Raw genomic sequence first — 26,964 nt, forward strand, 5'->3', positions numbered from 1 at the left:
TCTAGAATTTTTTCTCCATTACATAATCCTCCATCAAATAACCGTTTCCAATATCAAGATCTACCTCTCCGATAATTTCGAAACCTATCTTTTTATAAAAACCCAAAGCCGTATTAAATCGGTTAACATTTAAGGATAATGCCTGAGAATTATGCTCTAATCCAAGTTTTTCAATTTCTTCAATAACTCTTTTACCGATTCCTTTTCCTTGAGTTTCGGGCAAAAGATAGATTTTATGAATTTTAGTTACTGCCTTCCCTTTATAATTGTGTTCAATTCCGATAAATCCTATATTGGTTTCTTCTTCATCAATCATATAAAACAATTGCTCTTTTTTAACTAACTGACCTGTTAAAGCTTCGTCAGAGTAAAAAAGATCCAACATATAAGCCAATTGTTCTTTTGTCAGGATTTCACCGTATGTAATCGGCCATGTTATGTGTACTATCTTCTGAATTTGTTTAATATCGCTTATTGCAGCTTCTGAAATTGTAATCATATTCTATTTTAAAATGCTATTATTAATTTGTAAAAACCTGATTTTCCTGCTCACTTACCCTTATAAAAGTAGTACGTTTGGTAAGTTCTTTTAGTCGTGAAGCACCTACATAGGTACAACTACTTCGCAAACCACCCAAAATGTCCAATATTGTATTTATAACCCGCCCTTTAAAAGGCACCTGTACTGTTTTACCTTCACTTGCTCTGTATTCTGCTACACCCCCAACATGTTTGTCCATGGCCGTTGTAGAACTCATTCCGTAAAACTGTTTGAATTTCTTCCCGTTTACTTCGATCATCTCTCCACCGCTTTCTGTGTGTCCTGCTAGCATTCCACCCAACATTACAAAATCTGATCCGGCACCAAATGCTTTTGCCACATCTCCCGGTGTACTGCAGCCACCATCACTAATAATATGTCCTCCTAAGCCATGAGCAGCATCAGCACATTCAATAATGGCAGAAAGCTGGGGATAACCTACGCCTGTTTTCACCCGCGTGGTACAAACAGAACCGGGTCCAATACCAACCTTTACAATGTCGGCACCTGCTAATAATAATTCTTCAACCATTTCTTCGGTAACCACATTTCCGGCAATAATCACTTTGTCCGGATATTGTTTACGGGTTTGTTTTAGAAACTGCACAAAATGTTCTGAATAACCATTCGCAACATCAATACAAATGAATTTCAGTAAAGGATTCTCAGTAATAATTTGATTTATTTTTGCAAAGTCTTCTTTTCCTGTTCCGGTACTAATGGCAATATAATCATAAAAATCCGGAGTAACATCTTTTAAAAAATCCGTCCATTCCTGCGAAGAATAATGTTTGTGAATTGCTGTAAAAAGTTTTTCTTTTGCTAAAACTTTAGCCATTTCAAAAGTCCCCACAGTATCCATATTTGCTGCCATAATCGGAATCCCGAACCAGGACACAGTACTGTGCAAAAACTTAAAATTTTGCTCTAAAGAGACTTCAGATCTGCTTTTTAGTGTAGATCTTTTAGGCCGAATCATTACATCTTTAAACCCTAATTTCAGATCAGTTTCTATTCTCATGATTTTCAATTTTCGTTACTTTCAAATGTAAGGAATTTTAGATTGCCGATTCTAGGTTTTAAGTTATAAAACTGTTTGATTATTTGAATAGGAATGACAGGGATTCGCTAAAACAAAGACGCCGATTAGAACAGATTTTTTGTTTCGCAGCAATTCGTAAAGTTTTCCAATTGGAAAGCGTTTCGACTTCGCTCAAAGTGACAAACGTAAAAACTGACTGCTAAAAATCAAACTGAAATACTAAACTGCAAAATATTAAATGCAAACTGTGACTGTAAACTGAGACTGAGACTGAGACTGAGACCGTAAACTAAAAAATCTACCCGTGAATAGTCTCTCCTTTTCCGTAGTTTGTAATGATAGATTCTTCGTAGGCCAGCCATTCTCTCCAACGCTTTTCAACATCAATTCCCACACCATATTTTCTGGCATAAGTAATAAAAGTGGTATAATGTCCGGCTTCGCTTTCCATTAACTCTCTGTAAAAAACAGCCAGTTCTTCGTCCTGAATATTTTCAGACAAAACCTTGAAACGCTCACAGCTTCTGGCCTCGATCATCGCCGAAAAAAGCAGCCTTTCAACCAGTCCTGAAACTCGACTACCGTCTCCGCTTTTCTTCATGTACTGATACAGTTCGTTTACATAATCGTCTTTACGCTCGCGTCCTAGCTTCAATCCTCTTTTAATGATGATGTTATGCACCTGCTCAAAATGATCAATTTCTTCTTTGGCCAAAGCCAATAAATCCTGTACCAAATCCTGGTGTTCAGAATTGTTTGTGATAATCGTGATGGCATTTGTTGCTGCTTTTTGCTCACACCAGGCATGATCTGTCAAGATTTCCTCAATATTTTTCTCAACGATATTTACCCATCTCGGGTCTGTTGGCAGTTGTAATCTTAGTACGCCCATTTTTTTGTTTTATTTGTTTCAGGTTTTCTTTGTTTCAGGTTTTCTTTGTTTCAGGTTTTCTTTGTTTCAGGTTTCAGGTTGCTTTTCAGAACTAAAAAGATGTAACGCCCTATATCTTTTAAGGTACAAAACCTGAAACTTGAAACATGAAACTTTTTTTCCCATTTCAACTTACTCCCCAGAACTAAAAAAAGTTTAAAGTTCTATACTTTTCACAGTACAAAACTTTAAACTTGAAACTTTTAAGCCTGAAACTTTATTAGTATACGAAAATTGGTCTTTCGCTCATCATTTCATTTACTTCGTTTGCCACTTCCTCGATAACAGCTTCATTTGTATGATCTGTAAGAACTTTATCGATTAAAGCAACAATAGTTTCCATATCTTCTTCAACTAAACCACGAGTAGTGATTGCAGCTGTTCCAACACGGATTCCTGAGGTTACAAATGGTGATTTATCATCAAATGGAACCATATTTTTATTTACTGTAATTTCTGCTTTTACTAATGCATTTTCAGCTTCTTTACCAGAAATCCCTTTATTTCTTAAGTCAATAAGCATCATGTGGTTATCTGTACCTCCAGAAATAATGTTGTATCCTCTTTTTACGAAAGCATCAGCCATAGCGTTTGCATTTTTCTGCAATTGCATCGCATAAGTAAAGAACTCATCTTTCAGCGCTTCACCAAAAGCTACTGCTTTAGCAGCAATGATGTGCATTAAAGGCCCTCCTTGATTTCCTGGGAAAACAGCAAGATCTAATAAAGAAGACATCATTCTGATTTCTCCTTTTGGAGTTTTTAATCCTTGTGGGTTTTCAAAATCTTTCCCCATTAAAATCAAACCTCCACGTGGTCCACGTAATGTTTTATGAGTAGTTGTAGAAACAATATGACAATGTGGAATCGGATCATTCATTAATCCTTTAGCAATAAGACCTGCAGGGTGAGAAATATCCGCAAACAAGATCGCTCCTACACTGTCAGCAATTTGTCTGAAACGTGCAAAATCCATATCACGTGAATAAGCCGAAGCTCCAGCGATGATTAATTTTGGTTGTTCTTTAGTTGCAATTTCCTGAATTTTATCATAATCTAAACGACCAGTTTCAGCGTCTACACCGTAAAAAACAGGACGGTACAAACGACCTGAGAAGTTTACTGGAGAACCGTGAGTTAAGTGACCTCCATGAGATAAGTCGAAACCTAAAATAGTATCACCAGGATTTAAACATGCATGGTAAACTGATGTATTAGCCTGAGATCCTGAGTGTGGCTGAACGTTCGCATATTCAGCTCCAAATAATTCTTTGGCCCTGTCAATTGCAATTTGCTCAATTACGTCTACTACTTCGCATCCTCCGTAGTATCTTTTGCCTGGATATCCCTCAGCATATTTGTTAGTTAAAACAGAACCAGCTGCTTCCATTACCTCATCACTTACAAAATTCTCTGAAGCGATAAGTTCTAATCCGTGAATTTGTCTGTCTTGTTCCTCTAGTATAAGGTCAAAAATTTGTTCGTCGCGTTGCATTTTTTTGATTTTCGTTAATTTCCTGCAAAAATACAAAAAAACGTTTGCCAAACTGTTAGATTATGATATATTTGACATAGAATTTTTCAACAAATAATTAACATTCACATGCCAATAACCGCCAACGATACTAAAAGAAAATCATGGTTAGAAGTACCAGAAAATAGCGACTTCCCTATTCAAAATATTCCATTCGGTGTATTTCTTACCAAAGAAAATGTCGTTACTGTAGGAACAAGAATTGGCGATTACGCTATAGATTTAGGAGCTTTACAACAATTAAACTATTTTGCAGGAATAGATTTAACAGATGATATGTTCATGCAGGACACTCTAAATGATTTTATTTCTGATGGGAAAAAAACATGGCGACTCGTTCGAAATCGTATCGCTGATATTTTCGACGAAACCAATCCACAACTTAGAGATTCAGCAAAAGACCGCGATATCGTTATTTTCAAAATTGATGATGTCGAAATGCAATTGCCTGTGTTAATTGGTGATTATACGGATTTCTATTCCAGTAAAGAACATGCAACGAACGTTGGTAAAATGTTCCGTGATCCAGAAAACGCTTTATTACCTAACTGGTTGCACATTCCGGTAGGATATCATGGAAGAAGCTCAACAATTGTTCCGTCCGGAATTCCGGTACACCGCCCTATGGGACAAACTTTACCTGCCGGACATGATACTCCCGTATTTGGTGCTTCTCGTTTAGTAGATTTTGAATTAGAAACTGCTTTCATCACTACAGACGTAAACATAATGGGAGAAAACATCTCTACTTTTGAAGCCGAAGACTATATTTTCGGAATGGTTTTACTAAACGACTGGAGTGCACGTGATATGCAAAAATGGGAATATGTTCCACTTGGCCCCTTTTTAGCAAAAAACTTTGCTACTTCAATTTCACCGTGGATTGTAACAATGGATGCTTTAGAACCTTTTAGAACCAAAGGACCTAAGCAAGATCCTACCCCGCTTCCTTATTTACAAACCAAAGGAAAAAAAGCTTTTGACATTCACTTAGAAGTTTCTTTGAAGCCTGAAAACCATGAAGAAACTGTAATTTCAAAATCTAACTTCAAATATATGTATTGGTCTATGGCCCAGCAGCTAACACACCATACCTCAAACGGATGTCGCGTGAATTCTGGCGATATGATGGGTTCCGGAACTATTTCTGGCCCAACTCCCGACAGTTTTGGTTCAATGTTAGAACTTACTTGGGGAGGAAAAAACCCAATAACACTAAATGACGGTGGTGAGCGCAAATTTATTGAAGATGGAGATACAGTAATTATCAGAGGTTTCTGCGAAAGCAACGAAGTGCGTATTGGTTTTGGAGAAGTTTCAAGCCAATTACTACCTCCGTACGTGAGACAATGAAGAGATACTGCCATATCGGAAGATATATAAGCAAAAAACCTTGTTAGACAGCTAACAAGGTTTTTTTATGTTTATTTTTCTTCCTGCCACAGATTAAAAGGATTAAAAATGATTTCTTACAATCTGTAAAAATCCGTTCAATCTCTAGCAAGAAAAACTGCACGAATGCGGGCTTTTAAAATTCAAAGAATTAAGCCGGAATCTGCTGACTCAAACAGTGTAATGTTCCAAATCCCCAGATAAAATCGATACAACTTATTCCGATCACTTCTCTATCAGGAAAACATTCCGAAAGTATATTTAAAGCGACGCGATCATTACTGTCGTTAAAAGTAGGAACCAAAACGCAATTATTCAAAATCAGGAAATTAGCATAACTAGCCGGTAATCTTAAAGTTTCGAAGTCTACACGCTTTGGCATTGGCAATGCAACTATAGTTGGAGATTTTCCGTCCTCTAGTTTTGCGTTTTGCAAACGTTTTAAATTGTCTTGCAAAGGTTTATAATTCGAATCGTTTTTGTCTGTTTCTACAATTGTTACAATTGTATCTTCGTTTACAAATCGGCACAAATCGTCAATATGTCCATGTGTGTCATCTCCTTCTATTCCGTCCCCCAACCATATTACGTTGGTAACTCCGAGATATTCTTTAAAAACAGCCTCATAATCTTCTTTGGTGAAATTTTCATTTCGAACCTGAATAGTAGGATGCATCAAACATTCTTCTGAAGTCAGTAATGTTCCTTTTCCGTTTACATCAATTGCACCACCTTCTACAATCACAGGTTTTCCTTTATACGTTACCTGTGTAAGTGGCACATCAATAAAATCAGCTATCTTAGAAGGAACAAATTTATCCAGTTGGTAATTTTTATACTTAGCCCATCCGTTAAAATTAAAATTCAATGCTTCTCTTTTCGATCCATTTTGTACAATAATTGGTCCGGAATCACGCATCCAGCTTCTATTAGTTTTATGAATAATGAAAGAAACATTCGTTAAATTTACACGTGCTCTCTCCAGCATTTCGCCTACTTTTTCTTTTAGTTTTTCATCGGCTACAACCAAAAAAACGGTTTCAAAAGTGGCTACTTTTTTAATAAATTCTACAAAAGCCCATTGAACAGCTTCGTATTTTCCCGGCCAGTCGTTTCCGTTATGCGGAAAACACAATACAATTCCTTGTTGCTTCTCCCATTCCGCAGGAAATCTTCTATTATTTGTTGACATAAAAAGGTTCTAAATTTGAAAGTGTACAAAGATAATGAGATAATGTGAAAATTAGACAATGTGACAATTGGATTATTGGATAATTAGACAATCCGGCCATGTAATAATCTGATAATTATCTGATTGATTTAATAATCTAATTAATAGATTAAGTTAAAGATTAAATAATAAAGCCTTAATATAAGACGAGGATCTGCTAATTACATTTGGCAAAACTAAAAAACACAACAATGAAAAATTTAAGCCTTTCATTATTAACTGCTTTATTTGTTATGGCAAGCTGTAATAATGATGAAACTTCAAACAACCAGGAACCTGAAGTCGTGGTAAACGAAAATCCTGGGTCTTTCAAAGAAATTGGTTCTATAACCATTGGTGGAGAAGCAGCCGCAGAAATTTCGGCCTACGATGAAAAAACAAAAAGACTTTTTACAGTAAACAATAGCGGAACGAATCAAATTGATGTCATTGATATTTCCGATCCTACAAAACCCGTTAAAATTGGTAAAATCGATCTAACTCCGTACGAAGGTGCTTCTAATAGTGTTGCGGTTTACGACGGAAAACTGGCTGTTGCTTTAGAATCGACAGTAAACAAACAGGGAAATGGAAAAGTTGTTATTTTCAACACCAACGATTATAGCTTAATCAAACAAATTACCGTTGGCGCATTACCGGATATGATTACTTTTTCGCCGGACGGAAAATATATTATGACCGCCAATGAAGGAGAACCTAATACGGATTATTCCCAAGATCCAAACGGAACAATTTCTATTATCGAAACAGCGACTTATACTGTTACAACTTTAGATTTTAGTTCGTTTAGTAGTCAGGCCGAAACTTTGAAGAAAGATGGTTTCAGAATTTCAAAATTTGCTAAGAGTTTTGCTCAGGATATCGAACCTGAGTACATCACTATAGCTGATGATTCTAAAACAGCCTGGATTACTTTACAGGAAAATAATGGTGTTGCCAAAGTAGATTTAACTTCAAAAACCATTACAGCTCTTTATCCGTTAGGTTTTAAAAACTTCAATACCGCTGAAAACGCAATTGATGTAAGTGATAAAGATGATAAGATTGCTTTTAATCCATGGAAGGTAAAAGGAATGTTTATGCCGGATGCGATTAGTCACTTTTCTGCCAATAATGTCCCTTATTTTGTGACCGCCAACGAAGGTGATGCCCGAGAATATGCCGCTTATTCGGATATTAAAAGAATGAAAGACATGAAGCTTGACGCAACTACTTTTCCTGATGCTGCCGCCTTAAAACTGGAAACCAATCTAGGAAGACTAAACCTTATCACAGATATGGGAGACTCTGATGGTGACGGTGACCTGGACGAAATAGTAGCTTTCGGAGGTCGTTCTTTCTCAATCTGGAACGGAAATACGGGAAAAATTGTTTACGACAGTAAAAATGATGTTGATAAAAAAACAAACGAACTTGGAACTTATGATGACAAACGTAGTGACGACAAGGGTTCTGAGCCTGAAGCTGTGGTTGTTGCTAAAATGGGATCTCAAAATATTTTGTTTGTTGGTTTAGAAAGATCAGATGCTTTTATGACTTATGATGTAACAAACCCAAATTCTCCACAATATTTACAAACAGTGAAAACGGGCGATGCTCCAGAAGGTGTACTTTTCATTCCGGCTTCTAAAAGTCCGACGAAAAGAAGTTTGTTAGTTGTTAGTAGTGAGGGAGATGGAACGGTAAAAATATACCAGCCAGATTTAAAATAACTTTCACATTTACAGATTCAAAAAAGGGCAAAATTTAAATTTTGCCCTTTTTTTTGTCGAAATATTTTGATTCTATTAACGTATTTACATAATTAAAACCCAAAAGATGGGAATTATGTAAGAGCAAATAGAACACTATCTAAATTTCGTAGTATAATTTTGTCCTGAGTTTAAAAATTAAAACTCAATAATCATATTAAACTAAAATTTGGATATCATGAAAAAGAAATTAGCTTCAGTATCACTTTTACTACTATCAATCGCCGCCGGCGCACAAAACATGGCAACGACATCGACACAGCCTTCAATTGACAAACCCGCTTATAATAAATGGTCTATAGAATTGAATGGTGGTCTAAACAAACCTATGAGAGCAATGACACCTGGTTATTCAACAGAATCAGTTAGTCCGTTTCACGCAGATTTAGGGGTAAGATACATGTTTAATCCTAAGTTTGGTTTGAAACTGGATGTTGGATACGATCAATTTAAGGAACGTAATGACACTCCCGAATTTGACAGTAAATACTACAGAGCAAGTTTACAAGGGGTTATTAATCTTGGAAGAGCTTTAAACTTTGAAACATGGACTAATACTTTCGGTTTATTAGCACATGGAGGTTTTGGTGTTTCGCAATTAAGCAGCGATAAAGGTTTTGACGGTAAAGATTACATGGCTCATGGAATTATGGGTTTAACAGGTCAAGTTAAATTAAGCAACAGAATTGCTTTAACGGGAGATCTTACAGGTATTGTTAACGGAAGACAAAATCACAATTTTGATGGAAAAGGAGTCCCAGCTACCGGTTCATTAGATGGTGTAATGTTAAACGCTTCTGTTGGTTTGACTTTTTACTTAGGTAAAAACCAAAAACATGCTGACTGGTATTCTGAAGACAATGAAAGACTAAACAAGTTAGAAGACCGAGTTACTACTATTGAGACTAATCTTATTGATACTGATAAAGATGGTGTTGCTGATTTGTATGACTTAGAGCCTAACACAATCTCTGGAGTTGCCGTAAATACAAAAGGTCAATCTATAGATACTAATCAAAATGGTGTTCCGGATGAATTAGAAAGCTATTTAGATAAAACGTATGCTAAAAAAGGCAGCGAAGCAACAGCTCCAACAAACAAAACGGTTGAAGAATTAATTAACGGAGGGTATGTAAATGTATACTTTGATTTCAATTCTTCTAAACCAACCAATACTTCTCTATCTGGTGTTGATTTCTTAGTGAAATACCTTAAAAACAATCCTGGTAAATCAGCAGATATTATTGGATACGCAGATGAAATTGGAAACTCAAGTTACAATACTGAATTATCAAGAAAAAGAGCTGAAGCTGTGAAAAAAATCGCAACCAATGCAGGAATTGATGCTTCAAGATTAAATGTAATTGCTAACGGTGAAGATGCTTCTGTGAACAAAAAATCTAAAGAAGCCCGTCAAATCGTAAGAAGAGTTACTTTCCAAGTGAAATAAACAATTCTAAGCTAGTATAAAAAGAGACTGTTTAATTTTTTAAACAGTCTTTTTTGCATATAAATACTTATGGTCAAAAGGCCATTTTAATATTCTACGTCTTGTTTCAACGCGGATAAAACGGATTCGCTATCGCGAAGACGCTGATCAAAACAGATTTTGAAATTTTAAACTCTTTAAACGAGGAAAAAAATCTGTGTTTATCCGTGTTTTTACGACGTAAATCCGTTTCATCCGCGTAGAATTAAAGCTGAAATTTAAAACAATATTGTCTCTGCTAAAAAAACAAAAGAGGCTGTTTAAAATTAAACAGCCTCTACTTCTTTGTCTTTATATAAATGTATTTTTTACTTATTGATCAATTGCTCTTTTGGTAATATCGCCAAAAGCATCAATTCTTCGGTCTCTGAAAAATGGCCAGTTCTGACGTACATTTTCCTGCAAATCCAAATCAACTTCAGCAATTAGAATTTCTTCCTGATCGTGAGAAGCCTGTGCTAAAATCTCACCTTGAGGTCCTGCAATAAACGAAGCTCCCCAAAACTGAATTCCTTCTGTTCCTTCAATATATTTTTCTAATCCAATGCGGTTTGCAGCGGCAACAAAAACACCATTAGCAACAGCATGGCCTTTCATTACGTTCATCCATGCACCGTATTGATTTACTCCATACTCTTCTTTTTCTTTTGGATGCCATCCAATAGCTGTTGGGTAAAATAAAACCTCAGCTCCTTTTAAGGCAGTAATACGTGCTGCTTCCGGATACCATTGATCCCAGCAAATAAGTGTTCCGATTTTTCCTTTTTTAGTCTCAATAGCCTGAAAACCTGAGTCACCCGGTGTGAAATAGAACTTTTCATAGAAATGCGGATCGTCCGGAATGTGCATTTTACGGTATAAACCAGCTTCTGTTCCATCCGTATCAATGATGTAAGCACTGTTATGGTAAATTCCTGCCATTCTTTTTTCGAAAAATGGAACAATAATTACCACTCCTAATTCTTTTGCCAGGGCACTAAAAGCAACAAACGAAGTACTGTAAAGTGGTTCGGCTAAAGCAAAATTATCTACATCTTCGCTTTGACAAAAATAATGACTGCTATACAATTCAGGCAACAGGATTACTTCAGCTCCTTTATTGGCAGCATCTTTTACCCAGCTGATACATTTTTTAAGATTATTTTCCGCAACATCATTCAGATTTAACTGAATTACGGCTATTTTATACTTTCTTTTCGGCATGACATAAAATTTAGAGTGCAAAAATAGTAATTTTTAGAGGAATGGCAAAGAGGTGTTATGTACCACCTCATGTAAAAAAGAAAACCATTTTACAAATATCCGATTCAGTTAAAATCAAATACCCACAAAATGGCTTCCTACAAATGTGTTTTATAAACTCAATACTTAATTACTCAATAACCACTTTTGTAGTTATGAATTCCGTTTCTGATTTTTTGAATTTAATTTCGAAAGTTCCTTTGCTTGCCGATTTATACTTAAAAACTGTCTTTTTAGGATCCGGAACCTGCATCGTACAAGGTCCTGTTGGGTATTTTGCTTCCACTTGCAATCCTTTTACTCCGCCAATGGTCACTTCGCTAATTTTACTGAATTCCCCACAAGCGTTATCTACAACAAAAGTTACATCATAGCTTAACTCCTCATTAACCTTTCCAGTTGCAGGACCTTTCACTTCCGTAACCAAAGCAACCTTAGTAATTGATTCAGGAATACTTGGTGCATCATTATCGTTACTGCAAGAAATAAACACTGTTGATAAAAATAATACTACAAAAACTGATTTAAATTTAAAACTTTTCATATAAAATAATAATTAATTGTTAATTACTATGAAGATGTCATTAGGTTGCGATGGTTGCTTTTTAAATTTGTTAATTCTTCAAATAAAATCAATAACAACCTAAAAATCAAAATATTAACCTCTAAAAATAGTTTTAAAAAACAACGTAATTTCTTATGAAAAGAAAAATTTATCGTTTAGCCCCGATAGAAACGACATCCTTTTTCCTGCTTCTTTAGCGTGAAAAAGATATAGTGGATAGCGGGGCAAGTGTTCTTTTTAAAACGAATTACAATGCTTCAAAAAAAAACACCAGCCTTTCGACTAGTGTTTTTGTTTACCTCTTTGTGATGTGTATCTTAATTTTTCTTTGCAAAAACCTTTTTAAATCCATTTACAATTACTAAAACTACAAAACCTAATATTAAGCCTGTAACAAATTCTTTTATTATAGAAGGAACATTAATTTCTTCCATTAAATGATGTAAAAACGGAATATAGTGTACAAAAATTCCGCCTGCTACTAAAATCAAGGCAATTGTACCAATTACCGTTAAACTTTTAATTACTATAGGCAATGCTTTTACCAATATGTTTCCAATAAATTTTGATATGCTTTTTTCTTTTTTACTAAACTTAATAAGCTTATAACCCGCCTCATCCATTCTGACAATAAGAGCAACAATACCATAAACACCAACGGTTGCAATCAAGGCAATAATCGAAGTTACTATAATTTGCTGACCAAGTGGCTGACCAATTACAGTACCTAAAGCAATAATCACAATTTCTACTGATAGTATAAAATCGGTTACGATTGCTGATTTAATTTTTCCTTTTTCAGCCTCTAGAATTTCTTCTTCTGTAAACGTTTCTTCTGTTATCCCTTCTGATTCTTCGTGTTTGTGCGGAAATATAAATTCGTAGATTTTCTCTGCTCCTTCATAGGCCAAAAATAAACCTCCAAGTACCAGAATTATGATGATAGCTACTGGCAAGAAAGCGCTTAATAAAAAAGCAATTGGCAAAATAATTACTTTATTCAATAAGGAACCTTTGCTGATCGCCCATAATACCGGAAGCTCTCTCGAGGATGCAAACCCCGAAGCTTTCTCAGCATTTACAGCCAAATCATCACCCAAAATACCCGCTGTTTTTTTTGCTGCAACTTTACTCATTACTGCAACATCATCCATGATTGCTGCGATATCGTCTAATAGTACGAAAAAACCTGATGCCATTATACTTCTTTTGTTTTAGAAAAATCACTTAATTAACTGGTTTTAAATACACCAAATTAATACGTGATCCTGGTTGTTTATTGCTGCGAATCTAAGACTTTTTTGTTGATTTTTCTAGCCAAAAATTAACTGCATTGTCCTAAAAGCACCCAAATAATAATAAACACGAAAATAGTTCCAAAACAGCCTCCACCTAATTTTTTCGCACCGTAACCTGCTATTAATCCTCTAAAAATATTGTTCATTGTATTTCGATTAAGATTATTTCTCTTTTGATTTGATTTTCAAACCACTATAGTAAAGATCATAACTTTATTGCAAATTATTTTACATTACTTTCAGAAAAATTTATATCATTTATTGAATTACGAGTTTGCGTTCAAACAAAAAACACCAGTATTTCTACTGGTGTCATTTTGGATATTATTCATAAAAAGAAATTAACTTAATCTGTTGTAACAGAATAGCCTCTGCTTACTAAAGTTGCTTTATAGGTAATACCTTGTCCTGTAGGAGGAGCCGGAGGATTCTGACCCTGTAACTGAACATAACTTCCTGTATTAGAAGGAAGATTAAGTAATCGGTATAAAATTAGATTAACCATTGAACTTGAAAGCGCATTATTATTAAAATTAATGGATAAGTTTTTATCTGTAATTAATGCTAATGATGGTAATTCGATAGAAGTAAGAATCTTATTACTACTAAAATAAAGCCCTTTACATGAAGTTAACATAGGGAATAATATAGAAGTTAAAGACGGATTATTTAAAATACCTGTGTCGTATCCATGCAGTGTTTTCATAAGAGGAAACCCAATTGAAGTAAGTTTGTCGTTGTTTGACACGTCCAAATCGTTATATACTTCAGTAAGGTTACTTACATTCACATTCACTAACTTTAAGTTATTTTGGATTTTTAAATTTATTAAGCTCTTTATTACACTTAAATCTAAAGTCGTAAGGTTTGTTGTACTGGTAACATAAATATTCTCTGTATAAGGCCCCAATTCAGCGATAATCTGTGCTGCCGCCTGCGCATCTGTGACATCTCCCGTTATAACAATACTTGGTTTTCCTTTATTTTGGCTGCTTCCGGCATATAATGCATAAGGCACACTTAGTAATTGACTTGTACCACTAATGGTATAATTAGTTCCTCCTGTTGGATCAATTTCTGTCTTGATAAAGTGTGATCCACTACCCCAATTTATTCCTGAAAAAGCTCCAGTAACGGCTGTTCCGCCTCCTATTTCTATAGTTGCCAATCCATTACTGTTTGTCGTTGTAGTTTGTGTTTCTACATAAGAAGCTGTACCACTTGCTGAACCTGCAAGTATACTCGTTTTGATACTCACTAAAGTACCGGCAACCAATGTACCGTCGGTTTTACGAATGACTGATTGGTAGCTCATTTTTTGCGGAGCCTGTGCAAATAAAATAGTAAAAGAGCTCAATAATAGTAAGACTAGAGTAATTTTTTTCATATATTTTTTACTGTTAGAAAGTTATTTTTTATGACTTTAAACGTTTTTTATTGTCTTGCCATGCTACTTGCTGACAAAAGGATTAATACTAAACTTAATCCGTTGAAATGCTATTGTTCATTTTTATAGTTGCTTTATCGATAATCCCTTGTCCTGTAGGTGGAGCTGGTGGGGTCTGACCTGACAAATCAATAAACTTTCCGCTTGCAGGGGAAACATTGAGCAGTTTACTTAAAAGCGAATTGATGTGATAACTTGGAAGTGCATTTCTACTTACTTGAAAACTGTACAGATTACTATAAAATGAAGAAAAAACTGGTAAATCAATATAAGAAAGAAACGCATTGCCACTAATGTAAATCGTTTTAGTTTTGGTCAATAAAGGAAAAGAAACAGATTGTAATGCCGAATTACCTGAAAAATAAATTTCAGAAGCAAGTACTGTTTTTAAAACGGGAAATGAAATGGAGCTTAATCTTGCATTACCTTCTACATATAACGCATTATAAACATCGCTAAGATTACTTAAATTTACACTAACCAAATTTGAATTACTTTTTATACTTAAGTCAACCAGCCTTTTTGCAGCACTTAAATCCAAAGTTGTCAAATTTGTAGTATTCATAATGTAAATATTTTCTGTCTCAGGTCCTAACTCCGCCGCTACTTGTGCTGCTGCCTGAGCATCTGTAATGTCACCAGCAATTATTAAACTTGTTCTTCCTTTACTTTGGCTACTACCTGCATACAAGGCATAAGGTACACTCAACAACTGACTGGTACCGCTAATGGTATAATTAGTCCCTCCTGTTGGATCGATTTCGGTCTTGATAAAATGTGAACCTGCACCCCAATTTATTCCAGAAAAAGTTCCTGTAATAGCTGTTCCGCCGCCTATTTCTATAGTAGCCAGTCCGTTACTGTTTGTCGTTGTAGTTTGTGTCTCAACATAAGAAGTTGTACCACTTGCCGAGCCTACCAAAATACTCGTTTTGATACTCACTAAAGTACCGGTAACCAATGTCCCATCGGCTTTACGAATGACTGATTGGTAGCTCATTTTTTGCGGAGCCTGTGCAAATAAAATAGTAAAAGAACTCAATAATAGTAATACCAGAGTAATTTTTTTCATATATTTTTCTGCTGTTAGAAAGTTATTTTTTTATGATTTTAAACGTTTTTATTTTTTTACCGCCGTTACTCACAGTCAGAAAATAAATGCCGCTATTTAACCCTTGCATGGATACACTGGTATCAGGGCTTGTTACTTCTACTTTTTTGGATACGATTTTTCCGTTAATATCAAATAATTGGCATGATAAATCATTCCATTCGTTTGTAGCGACAGCCAAACTAAGTACATCAACAGCTGGGTTGGGGTAAGCGGTCATTGCAAGAGTAATACCTTTAAATTCATCATTGCCGAGACTGACTATTTCATAAGCCTGTTGAACGCCTTGCAAAACAAATCCGTTAGCCCCCCCTTGTAAACTTGTATAAGCGGTCTGTCCCACTGAGTAGCCTGAGGAACCTCCACTCCCGGTAGCATTTCCACCTGAGGCTACTACACTCTCTTGTGAATAGCCACTGGTAATAAATGAAATACAGGTAATAAATAAAATTAAAAAAGTGTGTTGATTTTTTTTCATATTGTTGATTTACTGATTGGTGATCCAAATATATAACAATTCTTATACAGAATATTATTACTAAGAAGAGATTGCATAAAAAAAGACACCAGCGTTTCTGCTGATGTCTTTTTGAAATAATAAAGATGTGCTACATCTCTCTGATATAAATTATTCTTCTTTATGAGTTTGGTTCCTGAAAACCAATTGCCCATCAAAAGCATCTAATAAAATGATACTGTCTGTTGTAATGTTTCCAGCCAGAATTTCTTTTGACAGTTGATTCAGCACTTCTCTTTGAACCACACGTTTTACAGGTCTTGCACCAAACTGAGGGTCATAACCTTTGTCTGATAAATAGGCGATAGCTTCTGGTGTTGCATCCATTGTAATGCCTTGCAGAGCTAACATCTTTGTAACGCTCTTCAACTGTAAACCTACAATTTTAGAAATATTATCCACTGTTAAAGGCGTAAACATCACAATCTCATCAATACGGTTGATAAACTCCGGACGAACAGTTTGTTTCAGCAAGCCTAAAACTTCAACTTTTGCAGCCTCGGTCGCTGATTCGATACTTCCTTTTAAATTTTCAAACTTATCTTGTATAATCTGACTTCCCATGTTAGAAGTCATAATGATAATCGTGTTTTTAAAATCTGCCAGACGGCCTTTGTTGTCCGTTAAACGGCCTTCGTCCAAAACCTGAAGTAAGATGTTAAACGTATCAGGATGTGCTTTTTCAATCTCGTCTAACAAGATTACGGAATATGGTTTTCTACGAACCGCTTCGGTCAATTGTCCCCCTTCATCATATCCCACATATCCCGGAGGTGCACCTACTAAACGACTCACACTGTGACGTTCCTGATACTCACTCATATCAATACGCGTCATGGCATTTTCATCGTCAAAAAGATACTCAGCCAAAGCTTTTGCCAATTCCGTTTTACCAACTCCGGTAGTTCCTAAAAATAAGAACGTTCCAACAGGTTTTTTCATGTCCTGCAAACCGGCACGACTTCTGCGTACGGCATCACTTACTGCTTCAATCGCTTCTTCCTGTCCCACGACACGTCTGTGCAATTCATCTTCCAGATGTAATAACTTTTCTCTTTCTGTCTGAAGCATTTTCATTACTGGAATTCCGGTCCATTTTGCTACAACTTCGGCAATATCTTCACGGGTTACTTCTTCTTTTATCAAGGAATTACCAGACTGATATTCCTGTAATTGTTTTTGTAAAACTTCCAGACGTCCTTGTGCTTCTTTTACTTTTCCGTAACGAATTTCAGCTACTTTTCCATAATCACCGTCACGTTCAGCACGCTCAGCCTCATATTTAAAGTCTTCTAATTCTAATTTTACAGCCTGAATTCCGTCAACAACATCTTTTTCTGATTTCCATTTTGCATAAATTTCGTTGCGTTCTTCTTTTAAGTTCGCCAAATCCATGCGAAGAATTTTTAGCTTGCTTTCTTCTTTTTCACGTTTAATCGCTTCAATCTCAATTTCCAACTGCATGATCTTACGATCTAAAACATCCAATTCTTCCGGTTTTGAATTGATTTCCATACGCAGTTTTGAAGCCGCTTCGTCCATCAAATCAATGGCTTTGTCCGGTAAAAAACGATTGGTAATATAACGTTGAGACAATTCAACCGCAGCAATAATCGCCTCATCTTTAATTTGAACTTTATGATGCGTTTCGTACTTTTCTTTAATTCCACGTAAAATCGAAATAGCACTTTCGGTATCCGGTTCGTCAATTAAGATTTTTTGGAAACGACGCTCCAGCGCTTTGTCTTTCTCAAAATATTTTTGATATTCATCCAAAGTTGTTGCACCAATTGCTCTTAACTCACCACGAGCCAAAGCCGGTTTCAAGATATTTGCCGCATCCATTGCGCCTTCTCCTCCGCCAGCACCTACAAGTGTATGAATCTCATCAATAAATAAAACGATATCTCCTTCTGCAGCTGTAACTTCTTTTACTACCGCTTTCAAACGTTCTTCGAATTCTCCTTTAAATTTAGCACCGGCAATCAATGCTCCCATATCAAGTGAGAAAACGATCTTATCTTTTAAATTTTCCGGCACATCACCGTCCACAATTCTATGTGCCAACCCCTCTGCAATAGCCGTTTTACCAACTCCTGGCTCTCCTATTAACATTGGGTTATTTTTTGTTCTACGCGTCAAAATCTGTAACACACGACGGATCTCTTCATCACGACCAATAACGGGGTCAAGCTTTCCGGTACGTGCCAGTTCGTTTAGATTTTTTGCATATTTATTTAATGAATTATAAGTTTCCTCAGCTGAAGCCGATGTTACTCTCTCTCCTTTACGAAGTTCTTCAATAGCTGCTTTAAGGCCTTTTCCAGTAACCCCCTGATCTTTTAGAATCTGAGAAACTTTGCTTTTTGAATCAAAAATAGCCAAAATTAAATGTTCGATAGAAACATATTCATCGTTCATTTTTTGTGCTATAATCTCCGCTTCATTCAATGCTTTGTTTGCGTCTCTGGAAAGCAATATATCACCTCCGGAAACTTTTGGAAAGCTTTGAATTGTACTGTCTAATATTTGTAAAAACAACGGAACATTTACATTTAGTTTCTTCAGAATAAACGGAGCCACATTTTCATCTACTTCAAAAATAGCTTTAAAAATGTGTTCGTTTTCTATCTGCTGTTGTCCGTTGCGTTGGGCCAATTGCTGTGACAGCTGAATGGCTTCCTGCGATTTAATTGTAAATTTATTTATGTTCATATGTATACGATTTAGGATTGATTATTAGTTATTTAGTCTGATGTCCTTAAAATTACAATTTATTGAATTAATTTTTTAACTTTAAATACTCTAACTTTGCTTGAGAACATTCAAATTATATTCCATACTAAAAATACAGACAAAATGTCGCTTTAAATTAGTTTTTAGTCTATTTTTAACGCCAAAAAGTCATAAAACAAGTCAAATATGAGTTTTTTTAATTCAATCTTCGGAAATTCGGAGTCAGCAGACACTCCAAAAAACAATGTAAATTGGACAGAATTAACCGATATTGCCCAATTAATGGAGATCGAAACAATATCCAATGTAAAGCCGGTTGTTATTTTTAAACACAGTACCAGATGTAGTATCAGCCGTATGGCTTTAAAACAATTTGAACGTGAATACGATTTAAAAGATACAGTAGACGCTTATTTTCTGGATTTAATAGCACACCGAGATGTTTCAAATGAAATAGCAAGCAGATTCAATGTTTATCACGAATCTCCACAATTAATTTTAATCCGAAACGGAAAAGCTATTTATGATGTTTCACACAGCGATATTGATGCGGAGTCTTTGAAAGATAAAGTTTGAAAAATTTCTTTACCATTAAGATATTAAGGTTCATTAAGAGCTTAACTTAATTATCTTATACTTTGTAATTGCTTTCAAAAAGAAAGCTTTAAACCACTAAGATATTAAGATTCATTAAGCATTTAACTTAATTTTCTTAATATCTTAATGGTAAAAATCAATCAAAAAGTTCCTTCTGAACCTCCTCCGCTAAAACCACCACCACCAAAATCCATTGGAGAGTTTTCAGGTTTCACTTCCGGTTTCATTCCAAAAGCAGAAGCAACAATTAAAGCTTCGGCGTTTAAAATGGCGTTTGATGTATTAATTCTGTCCGGTTTAAAGGTTAAACCTCTTTCTTTATCTTTCAGTTTTCTGATGGAAAAATAGGCTATAGCAAATAAAACTACTCCACCCATTATCAATGCTACTTCTATTGGTAAAACTGAGTAATAAAACCGAATGGTGTAAATAGTAAAACAGATAGCTAAAAAACTGATCCATAACATGATTCGATCTTTGTTTTTTACCGCCTGAACCAAATAGACAGCCGGCACTATAAATGTAAAAGCATAAAAAAAGTAAGCAAACGGAATATCCTGTCCGGGAAGCGCAGCTGTACCTAAAAGTTCCGCAGAAAGTTCTCTTACAACCAAATAATTACACGAAAGGTAAAATAGAATCAAACAAAAGCTATTCGCTAACAAAAGACCATTATAGTAATAGCTTTTGGTTAGTTTTTGAATTGCTTTTTTAGTCAAAAAATAAAGCCCCGCAGCAAACAGCATGGTAACAAATGGTAAAATTGTTTTTCCGGTTTCTCCAAATTCAAACAGGCTAAAAAACAAAACGGCAGTTGAGGCTAAACAAAACACTAACAACGACAGCAAATTCAAATATCTGCTATAAAGCAGGAATGACATAACAGCAACAAAAATAGCAATCATCAGCTCGTAACCTTCTGTTGTAATGGCAATAGCGAATCCTATATTTAAAATAGCTCCCAAAATAAAAGCATCATCCAGTCCATGTCCATAGTATTTTTGATTGGCTAAAAATTCTGCGCCACCCAAACCTACCAAAGCAAAAATATAACAACAGATTTTAAAAAAGGCATCCTCTCCGCTAAGTCCCAATAACGAAATCGCACCGCAAATGGAGAGGTACAAAAATGAACCCAGCAGGAAAAATCCCAATCGGACCAATATGTTTTTTTGTCTTTTAAAAACAGTCAATTCTTTTTTAATCTGGTCCTTTTGTTCCTTATCAATAAAACCAGCTGAATGTAGAGAAGCGGCTTCTTCAATTAAAGCTAAATCATCTAACGCGCTTTTGTCATATATTATCATGCTGCAATTTCTTTATTGAATTTCTTAATCAGTTTAATAAACATTATAATTGAACCTATAAAATACAATGGGAGAAGTAAAATAAGTAATTCCCAAACGTCTGAAAAATCAATATGATCAAAAATTCGAAACAAAATTATATTAAGTCCAATATAGGCGTAGACGATTGTAAAAACATACAGCGAAATTGCTTTAAACTGATAACTGACCTTATAAAAGTAGTAGGAAGAACCAGCTAGTAACACTGCAAAAAGTAACCAGATACCATCCTCAAAATAACCTGTCAAATTATGAATTAGTGCAATACTGGTGATATGTAAAGCAAAGGTAAGATAGATAATACTGAAGTGTGTTTTTAACTGAACTCTCGAGCTATAAACAGTCCACAAAACAAGTAGAACTCCCAACATAATTGCTGAGTAACTCAAATTTTGATCGGCATAAAAATTACTGTTGTTGAGTAAATCCTGTGGTGCAACCGAAAGCCCCATATAAGCCGCCAAACCAGTAATTCCGATTGTTAAGACGCTTTTATTGTCAAAGTAATAAGCACAAAAGAAACTCACCAGAGTTGGAATTAGTGTTGCCAGTCCGTAATGAGTTCCGAAAGGCTTGTATTGAAATTGCAAATAACCAATAAAGATACAGGTAAGTACATTGGCCGTCAGGACTAGGTATTCTAAAACCGGATGCTCAAAAGCCGTTTCTGTTCTTTGAAATCCTTTTGCGTTTTTAAAGCAAAAGTAAAAACAAACACCTATAACAATCAATAATAAGGACAGAATCGTAATATGTCCGATTGTATCTATATTTTTGTAAATTAAAATTCCGATTCCTGAAGTAAATGATAGTACAGACAAGTACAGAAATAGCTTTAGTTCCGCATTTAGCGAAAAAATAGCCAAACTGCGATAGGAAGTTATTTCCTGATACTGCTTTTCGCTTATTAAATTTCTTTCTAAAAGCGCTTTAGTGGCTTGATCATCAAACTTATTCATAGTTACTTTTATAAAACTGTAAATCAAAAATAGTGTTTTTCTTTTATTAGTAAAATGATTATTGTAAAATGTGAGATGCTGGATGTGAGCTAAAAAACAAAATCCCGAATTTAAAAAATTCGGGATTTTGTTTTTTAGCTATAACAATTGAGATATTTTACTTTTCACATTTTACAATCAACATTTTACATCTCACAATTAACAATTAGTAAGCTACTTTCATTTTGTCTTTTATCGCATTCAGACATAAGTTATTGATACTGCCTTCATGCGTGTGTTTTGTTTCTTTAGGAGATTCGTAAGTTCCGGCCTCCAATTGTTCTGCAACTGCTTTGTAAGCGTCTCTGAAAGGCATACCCGCCACTACCATTTCGTTTAAAGTGTCTACTGTAAACAAATAATCGTATTTTTTATCTTTTAATATGTTGTCTTTTACGGTAATGTCTTTTACAGAAAAAATAGCAATATCCAAACACGCTTTTAAGTTTTGAATTGCAGGAAATAAACCTTCTTTTAAAAGTTGTAAATCTCTATGATAGCCGCTTGGCAAGTTATTGGTAATTAACGTAATTTCATACGGAAGTGCCTGAATCTTATTACACTTTCCTCTGATTAATTCGAATACATCCGGGTTTTTCTTGTGAGGCATGATACTGGAACCTGTTGTAAGATGTGCCGGAAGACCAATAAAGTCAAAGTTCTGACTCATATACAAACAAACATCCATTGCAAATTTTGATAATGTACCCGCAACGCTTGTCATGGCAAAAGCTACAGTTTTCTCTGCTTTACCACGGCTCATTTGAGCTGCTACGGCATTGTATTTTAATGTTTCAAATCCTAGCTCCTGAGTCGTAAAGGTTCTGTTGATAGGAAACGAACTTCCATATCCTGCAGCTGATCCCAACGGATTCTGATCTACCACTTTTGAGGCTGCATTTAACATCGTGATATCATCAATTAAACTTTCAGCATAAGCAGAAAACCACATTCCGAATGACGATGGCATTGCGATCTGCAAATGTGTGTATCCCGGTAATAAAACATTTTGATGTTTCTCTGCCGATTCCATCAACAAATCAAATAGTGTTTTTACCTGTTCTTTTATTGCTTTTACTTCGTCTTTTAAATACAAATGTACATCCACTAAAACCTGATCGTTTCGCGAACGTGCCGTATGGATTTTTTTTCCGGCATCACCAAGTTTTATGGTGAGTAAATACTCTATTTTGGAATGTACGTCTTCAAAACTGTCTTCTATTTCGAATTTCCCAACCGCAATATCTGCTATGATTTCATTTAATGCATCAACCAAAGAAGTTGTTTCTTCCTGAGTTAATAAACCTATTTGACCAAGCATTTTGGCATGCGCGATTGAACCTAAAGCATCATATTTTGCTAAAACTAAATCCAGTTCACGGTCGTTTCCAACCGTAAAATGCTCGATTTGTTTGTCTGTTGGTATTCCTTTTTCCCAAAGTTTCATAAGATGTATGTTTTTTGTTTCACAGAGCTACTCAAAGAGTCTCAGAGATTCACAAAGTTCTTGTTTTATTCTATGTTTCTTATTTCCTGATTGCCATAGCCCCGATAGCGGTGGAAATTCTTTTATTTTTTTCTTTAAAAAAATAAAAGATTACTTCACTTAATTCTCATTTTAATCGGAGTTCAGTGAACTTCGTTTGGAACGGATAGCGGGAAATAGCTCCTAATAAATATTATAATTTAAAAAAATCGGTTAGTATTTTGATATACAAATCGACTCCTTCTTCTATTTCATTTATAAAAATAAATTCGTCAGCTGAATGTGAACGTAGTGTTTCTCCAGGCCCTAGTTTTAAGGACTGGCAACTCAAAACAGACTGATCTGAAAGTGTTGGCGAACCATAAGTTGTTCTTCCCAGAGCGATTCCGGCTTGTACTAAACCATGTGCAACCGGAATTGACGAAGCATTGAGATGCATAGATCTTGGCGTCACTTCGGCATTTACATTGGCTCTTACTACTTCCAGAATCTCTGTATTCGAGTAACAGTCAGTTACGCGAATATCAACCACTAAATCGCATTCAGACGGTACTACGTTGTGCTGTTTTCCTGCGCTGATTTGTGTTACAGTCATTTTTACAGGACCTAAAACATCAGAGATTTTATCGAATTTATAGTTTTTAAACCATTCCATTACAGGAATTGATTTGTAAATTGAATTATCATCATTTTGGTGTGCTGCATGGCTTGCAGTTCCTTTGACTTTTACATCTAAAACCAGCAACCCTTTTTCGGCAACAGCCAATTGCATTAAAGTAGGCTCACCAACGATAGCGCAATCTAATTCCGGCAAATGCTTTAAAACGCTGTTTAAACCATTTTTTCCGCTGCTTTCTTCTTCGGCAGAAGCTACAACAACAATATTATGTGATAAGTTTTGATTTTCGTAAAAATACACGAATGTGGCTAGTAATGAGACCAAGCATCCTCCGGCATCATTACTTCCTAAACCAAATAATTTCCCTTCTTTTTCGATGGCTTTAAACGGATCATTTGTATAAGCCTGATTGGGTTTTACGGTATCATGGTGGGAGTTTAATAAAAGTGTTGGTTTGTTTTCGTCGAAATACTTGTTGAAAGCCCACACATTATTGTTTTCTCTTTGAAAAGGAATCTCATTTTGATTGAACCAATTTTCGATTAAAAGGGCTGTTTGGTCTTCTTCACTTGAAAAGGAAGGAGTTTCGATAAGGCTTTTTAATAAACTAATTGCTTCCTGGGTAAGCGTTGCAATATTTTTCATAGTTATGGTTTCTTTGCCGTGAAGGCTCGAAGTCACAAAGTTTTTAATTGAATCTGTGACATTTTTAGTTTGCGCAAATTTCTTAAATTAATATTTAAAATGCTTTGCGTGATGTGCTTTTTTTGCCACGAATTACACAAATTTTTACTAATTTTTATTTTCATTCTCGAAAATTCGTGTAATTGGTGGCAACCAATTTTATAACGTAATCGTTGTATGTAAAACATCAGGGTTTTGAAGCATTTTATGATGCCCAATTTTGATTTTCTGTACCCCTCTAGATAAACTATTGAAGCAATTATCCAGTTTTGGAATCATTCCGGAATGGATAACTTTTTCAGCTTTTAGCTTATTATACAATACTTCGTTGATTTGGGTTATTACAGATGAATCGTCTTCTGAATCTTGTAAAACTCCTTGTTTTTCGAAACAATAGGTTAGTGTAACATCAAAAAATTCAGACAAAGCAATAGACAATTCGCTTGCGATGGTATCGGCATTAGTGTTTAACAATTGTCCGTTTTTGTCGTGTGTTATCGCGCAAAAAACAGGAACAATTCCGGTTTCTAATAAGGTAGTCAATAATTTGGTATTAACTTGTTTTACATCGCCTACAAAACCATAATCGATTGTGGGATGATTTCGTTTCACCGATTGTATCAGATTCCCGTCGGCACCTGAAAAACCAATTGCGTTATTGTCTTTGGCTTGCAATTGCGCTACAATATGCTTGTTGATTTGACCTGCGTAGATCATTACCACAACATCAAGCATCGGAGCATCTGTAATTCGGCGTCCATCAATCATTTGCGGCACCAAACCAATACTCTGTGCCATTTTTGTAGCCGATTTTCCACCGCCATGAACTAAAACTTTATGTCCTTCGATTTTAGAAAAATCGGTTAAGAATTGCTCTAATTCGTGTGGATTATCGATGATGTTTCCACCAATTTTTATTACTGATACTTGCATATTTATTAATAGGTTCAGAGGTTCAGAGGTTCAGAGGAACAAAGGCTTTTTTTTTAGGTTTGAAGCCTATGAGCCTTTGCAACTTTGTGCCTTTGTACCTCAAATTAAAGCTTCTTCAAAATCTTCTGCAAAACCAATTGTGCCGAAAAAGTTCTGTTGTTTGCTTGCTGAATTACGATTGAATTTTCTCCGTCTAAAACTTCATCGCTTACAATTACGTTACGACGAACCGGAAGACAGTGCATGAATTTTCCATTGTTCGTTAAAGCCATTTTTTCGGCCGTAACGGTCCAATTTGGATCTATGTTGGTTACTTTTCCGTAGTCATTAAAATTACTCCAGTTTTTAACGTAAACGAAATCGGCATTTTCAAACGCTTTATCCTGATCGTATTCGATTTTGCAATCTTTTGTGATTTCGGGACTTAGTTCGTAACCTTCCGGATGCGTGATTACAAAATCCATATCTTTTTGCATCTGCATCATTTCTACAAATGAATTGGCAACAGCCTGAGGCAATGCTTTTGGATGCGGTGCCCACGAAAGCACTACTTTCGGTTTATGTTTGGTTTTGTATTCTTCCATTGTAATGGCATCCGCTAAAGACTGCATCGGATGGCGAACAGCGCTTTCCATGTTTACAATTGGCACTGTTGCATGTTTTAAAAAGCCTGAGATTACGGTTTCGGCATAATCTTTTTCTTTGTCTACCAAGCCTGCAAAAGCACGAATGGCAATAATGTCACAATATTGAGATACCACTTCGGCAGCTTCTTTGATATGCTCTGAAGCACCGGAATTCATAATAGCTCCATCTTCAAACTCTAAGGTCCAGCCTTCGTTAGTAAAGTTCATCACCATGACATTCATCCCTAGGTTCATGGCCGCTTTCTGAGTACTCAGACGCGTTCTTAAACTTGGATTAAAAAATAACATCCCTAAGGTTTTATTCTTCCCTAAGTTTTGATTTTTAAGTGGGTTCTTTTTGATTTTTAACGCACTTTTTACCCATTTTGATAATGAGTCGATATCTTGTATTGAAATATAATTCATGTCTTTTTGATTTCTATTTGTTGTCTAAAATTAGACGCGGATTAAACTGATTCGCTTCGCGAAGACGCAGATTAACGCGGATTTTTTATATTCTTAATTTTCTATTATTCTCAAATATTTTTCGTCTAAATTCTGGTTTTGTTCCAAAATTTAGAAGTAAACCTACTTCGCAGTCTGTGCCTTTTAAATAGTTTAAAATCTGATTTTCAAACTCCACTGCGATATAATCAGCTGTTTTTAATTCTAAAATAATTAAATCTTCCACTATTAAATCCGCATAATATTCTCCTACTTTTAGTCCCTTATAATATACGATGATTTTCTTCTGAGCTTCAACGTTAAGCCCCTTATTTTTTAATTCGAGATACAATGAATTTTGATAAACTCTTTCTAAAAAACCATATCCCAATTCATTATAAACT

At 35.3% G+C, this 26,964-nt stretch carries 23 protein-coding genes; 4 read left to right on the forward strand and 19 right to left on the reverse strand.

Translation table 11 applies throughout. The annotated features are described in order from the left end of the window. Window position 1: 1 nt before the first annotated feature. The 4 genes from FLA105534_RS08665 to glyA form a co-directional block, all read right to left on the reverse strand. The gene (locus FLA105534_RS08665; RefSeq protein ID WP_173965662.1) at window positions 2-499 is read right to left on the reverse strand and encodes a GNAT family N-acetyltransferase; all 498 of its coding nucleotides are present in this window, start codon (window positions 497-499) and stop codon (window positions 2-4) included. Between the two features lie 22 nt (window positions 500-521). Further along, window positions 522-1,562 carry a GMP reductase gene (locus tag FLA105534_RS08670; RefSeq protein ID WP_173965664.1) on the reverse strand — a complete coding sequence of 347 codons (1,041 nt, stop codon included), beginning with the start codon at window positions 1,560-1,562 and terminating at the stop codon, window positions 522-524. Between the two features lie 319 nt (window positions 1,563-1,881). Beyond that, on the reverse strand, window positions 1,882-2,475 hold the full coding sequence (gene miaE, locus FLA105534_RS08675) for a tRNA-(ms[2]io[6]A)-hydroxylase (protein ID WP_173965666.1): 594 nt from the start codon (window positions 2,473-2,475) through the stop codon (window positions 1,882-1,884). 259 nt (window positions 2,476-2,734) lie between these two features. Continuing rightward, window positions 2,735-4,009, reverse strand: coding sequence for a serine hydroxymethyltransferase (glyA, locus tag FLA105534_RS08680; RefSeq protein WP_173965668.1), 1,275 nt, complete (start codon window positions 4,007-4,009; stop codon window positions 2,735-2,737). Between the two features lie 108 nt (window positions 4,010-4,117). Between glyA and fahA the strand changes: the two genes are divergently transcribed. Continuing rightward, complete coding sequence (gene fahA, locus FLA105534_RS08685) at window positions 4,118-5,401, forward strand: fumarylacetoacetase (RefSeq protein WP_173965670.1); 1,284 nt, start codon at window positions 4,118-4,120, stop codon at window positions 5,399-5,401. A 190-nt stretch (window positions 5,402-5,591) separates the two neighbouring features. Here fahA and FLA105534_RS08690 read toward each other — a convergent pair whose 3' ends face one another. After that, the gene (locus FLA105534_RS08690) at window positions 5,592-6,632 is read right to left on the reverse strand and encodes an agmatine deiminase family protein (protein ID WP_173965672.1); all 1,041 of its coding nucleotides are present in this window, start codon (window positions 6,630-6,632) and stop codon (window positions 5,592-5,594) included. A gap of 230 nt (window positions 6,633-6,862) precedes the next feature. Here FLA105534_RS08690 and FLA105534_RS08695 point away from each other — a divergent pair, with 230 nt between their 5' ends. Beyond that, complete coding sequence (locus FLA105534_RS08695; RefSeq protein WP_173965674.1) at window positions 6,863-8,383, forward strand: choice-of-anchor I family protein; 1,521 nt, start codon at window positions 6,863-6,865, stop codon at window positions 8,381-8,383. 217 nt (window positions 8,384-8,600) lie between these two features. Further along, the gene (locus FLA105534_RS08700) at window positions 8,601-9,872 is read left to right on the forward strand and encodes an OmpA family protein (protein WP_173965676.1); all 1,272 of its coding nucleotides are present in this window, start codon (window positions 8,601-8,603) and stop codon (window positions 9,870-9,872) included. Window positions 9,873-10,223: 351 nt separating this feature from the next. Here FLA105534_RS08700 and FLA105534_RS08705 read toward each other — a convergent pair whose 3' ends face one another. The 7 genes from FLA105534_RS08705 to clpB form a co-directional block, all read right to left on the reverse strand. After that, window positions 10,224-11,114, reverse strand: coding sequence for a carbon-nitrogen hydrolase (locus tag FLA105534_RS08705; RefSeq protein WP_173965677.1), 891 nt, complete (start codon window positions 11,112-11,114; stop codon window positions 10,224-10,226). A 169-nt stretch (window positions 11,115-11,283) separates the two neighbouring features. After that, window positions 11,284-11,697: a hypothetical protein gene (locus FLA105534_RS08710; protein WP_173965679.1), complete on the reverse strand. Its 414-nt coding sequence runs from the start codon at window positions 11,695-11,697 to the stop codon at window positions 11,284-11,286. Window positions 11,698-12,035: 338 nt separating this feature from the next. Further along, on the reverse strand, window positions 12,036-12,917 hold the full coding sequence (locus FLA105534_RS08715; RefSeq protein ID WP_173965681.1) for a DUF808 domain-containing protein: 882 nt from the start codon (window positions 12,915-12,917) through the stop codon (window positions 12,036-12,038). Between the two features lie 445 nt (window positions 12,918-13,362). After that, window positions 13,363-14,403, reverse strand: coding sequence for a hypothetical protein (locus tag FLA105534_RS08720; protein ID WP_173965683.1), 1,041 nt, complete (start codon window positions 14,401-14,403; stop codon window positions 13,363-13,365). Window positions 14,404-14,497: 94 nt separating this feature from the next. After that, entirely contained in the window at window positions 14,498-15,535 is a 1,038-nt protein-coding gene (locus FLA105534_RS08725; protein WP_173965685.1) for a hypothetical protein, read from the reverse strand. 22 nt (window positions 15,536-15,557) lie between these two features. Then, window positions 15,558-16,052 (reverse strand): T9SS type A sorting domain-containing protein, encoded by a 495-nt coding sequence (locus FLA105534_RS08730; RefSeq protein ID WP_173965686.1) that lies wholly within the window; start codon window positions 16,050-16,052, stop codon window positions 15,558-15,560. Between the two features lie 150 nt (window positions 16,053-16,202). Beyond that, the gene (clpB, locus tag FLA105534_RS08735) at window positions 16,203-18,806 is read right to left on the reverse strand and encodes an ATP-dependent chaperone ClpB (RefSeq protein ID WP_173965688.1); all 2,604 of its coding nucleotides are present in this window, start codon (window positions 18,804-18,806) and stop codon (window positions 16,203-16,205) included. A gap of 207 nt (window positions 18,807-19,013) precedes the next feature. On the opposite strand from clpB, the gene ytxJ reads away from it, so the two are divergent. Continuing rightward, window positions 19,014-19,403: a bacillithiol system redox-active protein YtxJ gene (gene ytxJ, locus FLA105534_RS08740; RefSeq protein ID WP_173965690.1), complete on the forward strand. Its 390-nt coding sequence runs from the start codon at window positions 19,014-19,016 to the stop codon at window positions 19,401-19,403. A 161-nt stretch (window positions 19,404-19,564) separates the two neighbouring features. Here ytxJ and FLA105534_RS08745 read toward each other — a convergent pair whose 3' ends face one another. From FLA105534_RS08745 to FLA105534_RS08775, 7 genes are all read right to left on the reverse strand, one after another. After that, a complete protein-coding gene (locus FLA105534_RS08745; RefSeq protein WP_173965691.1) occupies window positions 19,565-20,731 on the reverse strand; it encodes a hypothetical protein in 1,167 nt (388 codons plus the stop codon). Continuing rightward, entirely contained in the window at window positions 20,728-21,729 is a 1,002-nt protein-coding gene (locus FLA105534_RS08750) for a DUF2157 domain-containing protein (protein ID WP_173965693.1), read from the reverse strand. Before FLA105534_RS08750 ends, FLA105534_RS08745 begins: the two co-directional genes overlap by 4 nt. A gap of 205 nt (window positions 21,730-21,934) precedes the next feature. Then, window positions 21,935-23,215: an argininosuccinate lyase gene (gene argH / locus FLA105534_RS08755; RefSeq protein ID WP_173965694.1), complete on the reverse strand. Its 1,281-nt coding sequence runs from the start codon at window positions 23,213-23,215 to the stop codon at window positions 21,935-21,937. Between the two features lie 232 nt (window positions 23,216-23,447). After that, entirely contained in the window at window positions 23,448-24,518 is a 1,071-nt protein-coding gene (locus FLA105534_RS08760; RefSeq protein WP_173965696.1) for a M20 family metallo-hydrolase, read from the reverse strand. A 198-nt stretch (window positions 24,519-24,716) separates the two neighbouring features. Next, the gene (argB, locus tag FLA105534_RS08765; RefSeq protein WP_173965697.1) at window positions 24,717-25,490 is read right to left on the reverse strand and encodes an acetylglutamate kinase; all 774 of its coding nucleotides are present in this window, start codon (window positions 25,488-25,490) and stop codon (window positions 24,717-24,719) included. A 104-nt stretch (window positions 25,491-25,594) separates the two neighbouring features. After that, the gene (locus FLA105534_RS08770) at window positions 25,595-26,542 is read right to left on the reverse strand and encodes an N-acetylornithine carbamoyltransferase (RefSeq protein ID WP_173965699.1); all 948 of its coding nucleotides are present in this window, start codon (window positions 26,540-26,542) and stop codon (window positions 25,595-25,597) included. 85 nt (window positions 26,543-26,627) lie between these two features. Continuing rightward, a partial coding sequence (locus FLA105534_RS08775) for a GxxExxY protein (RefSeq protein WP_246253197.1) occupies window positions 26,628-26,964 on the reverse strand: 337 nt, incomplete at its 5' end.

It is taken from the genome of Flavobacterium collinsii, assembly GCF_902804485.1.
Lineage (GTDB): Bacteria > Bacteroidota > Bacteroidia > Flavobacteriales > Flavobacteriaceae > Flavobacterium > Flavobacterium collinsii.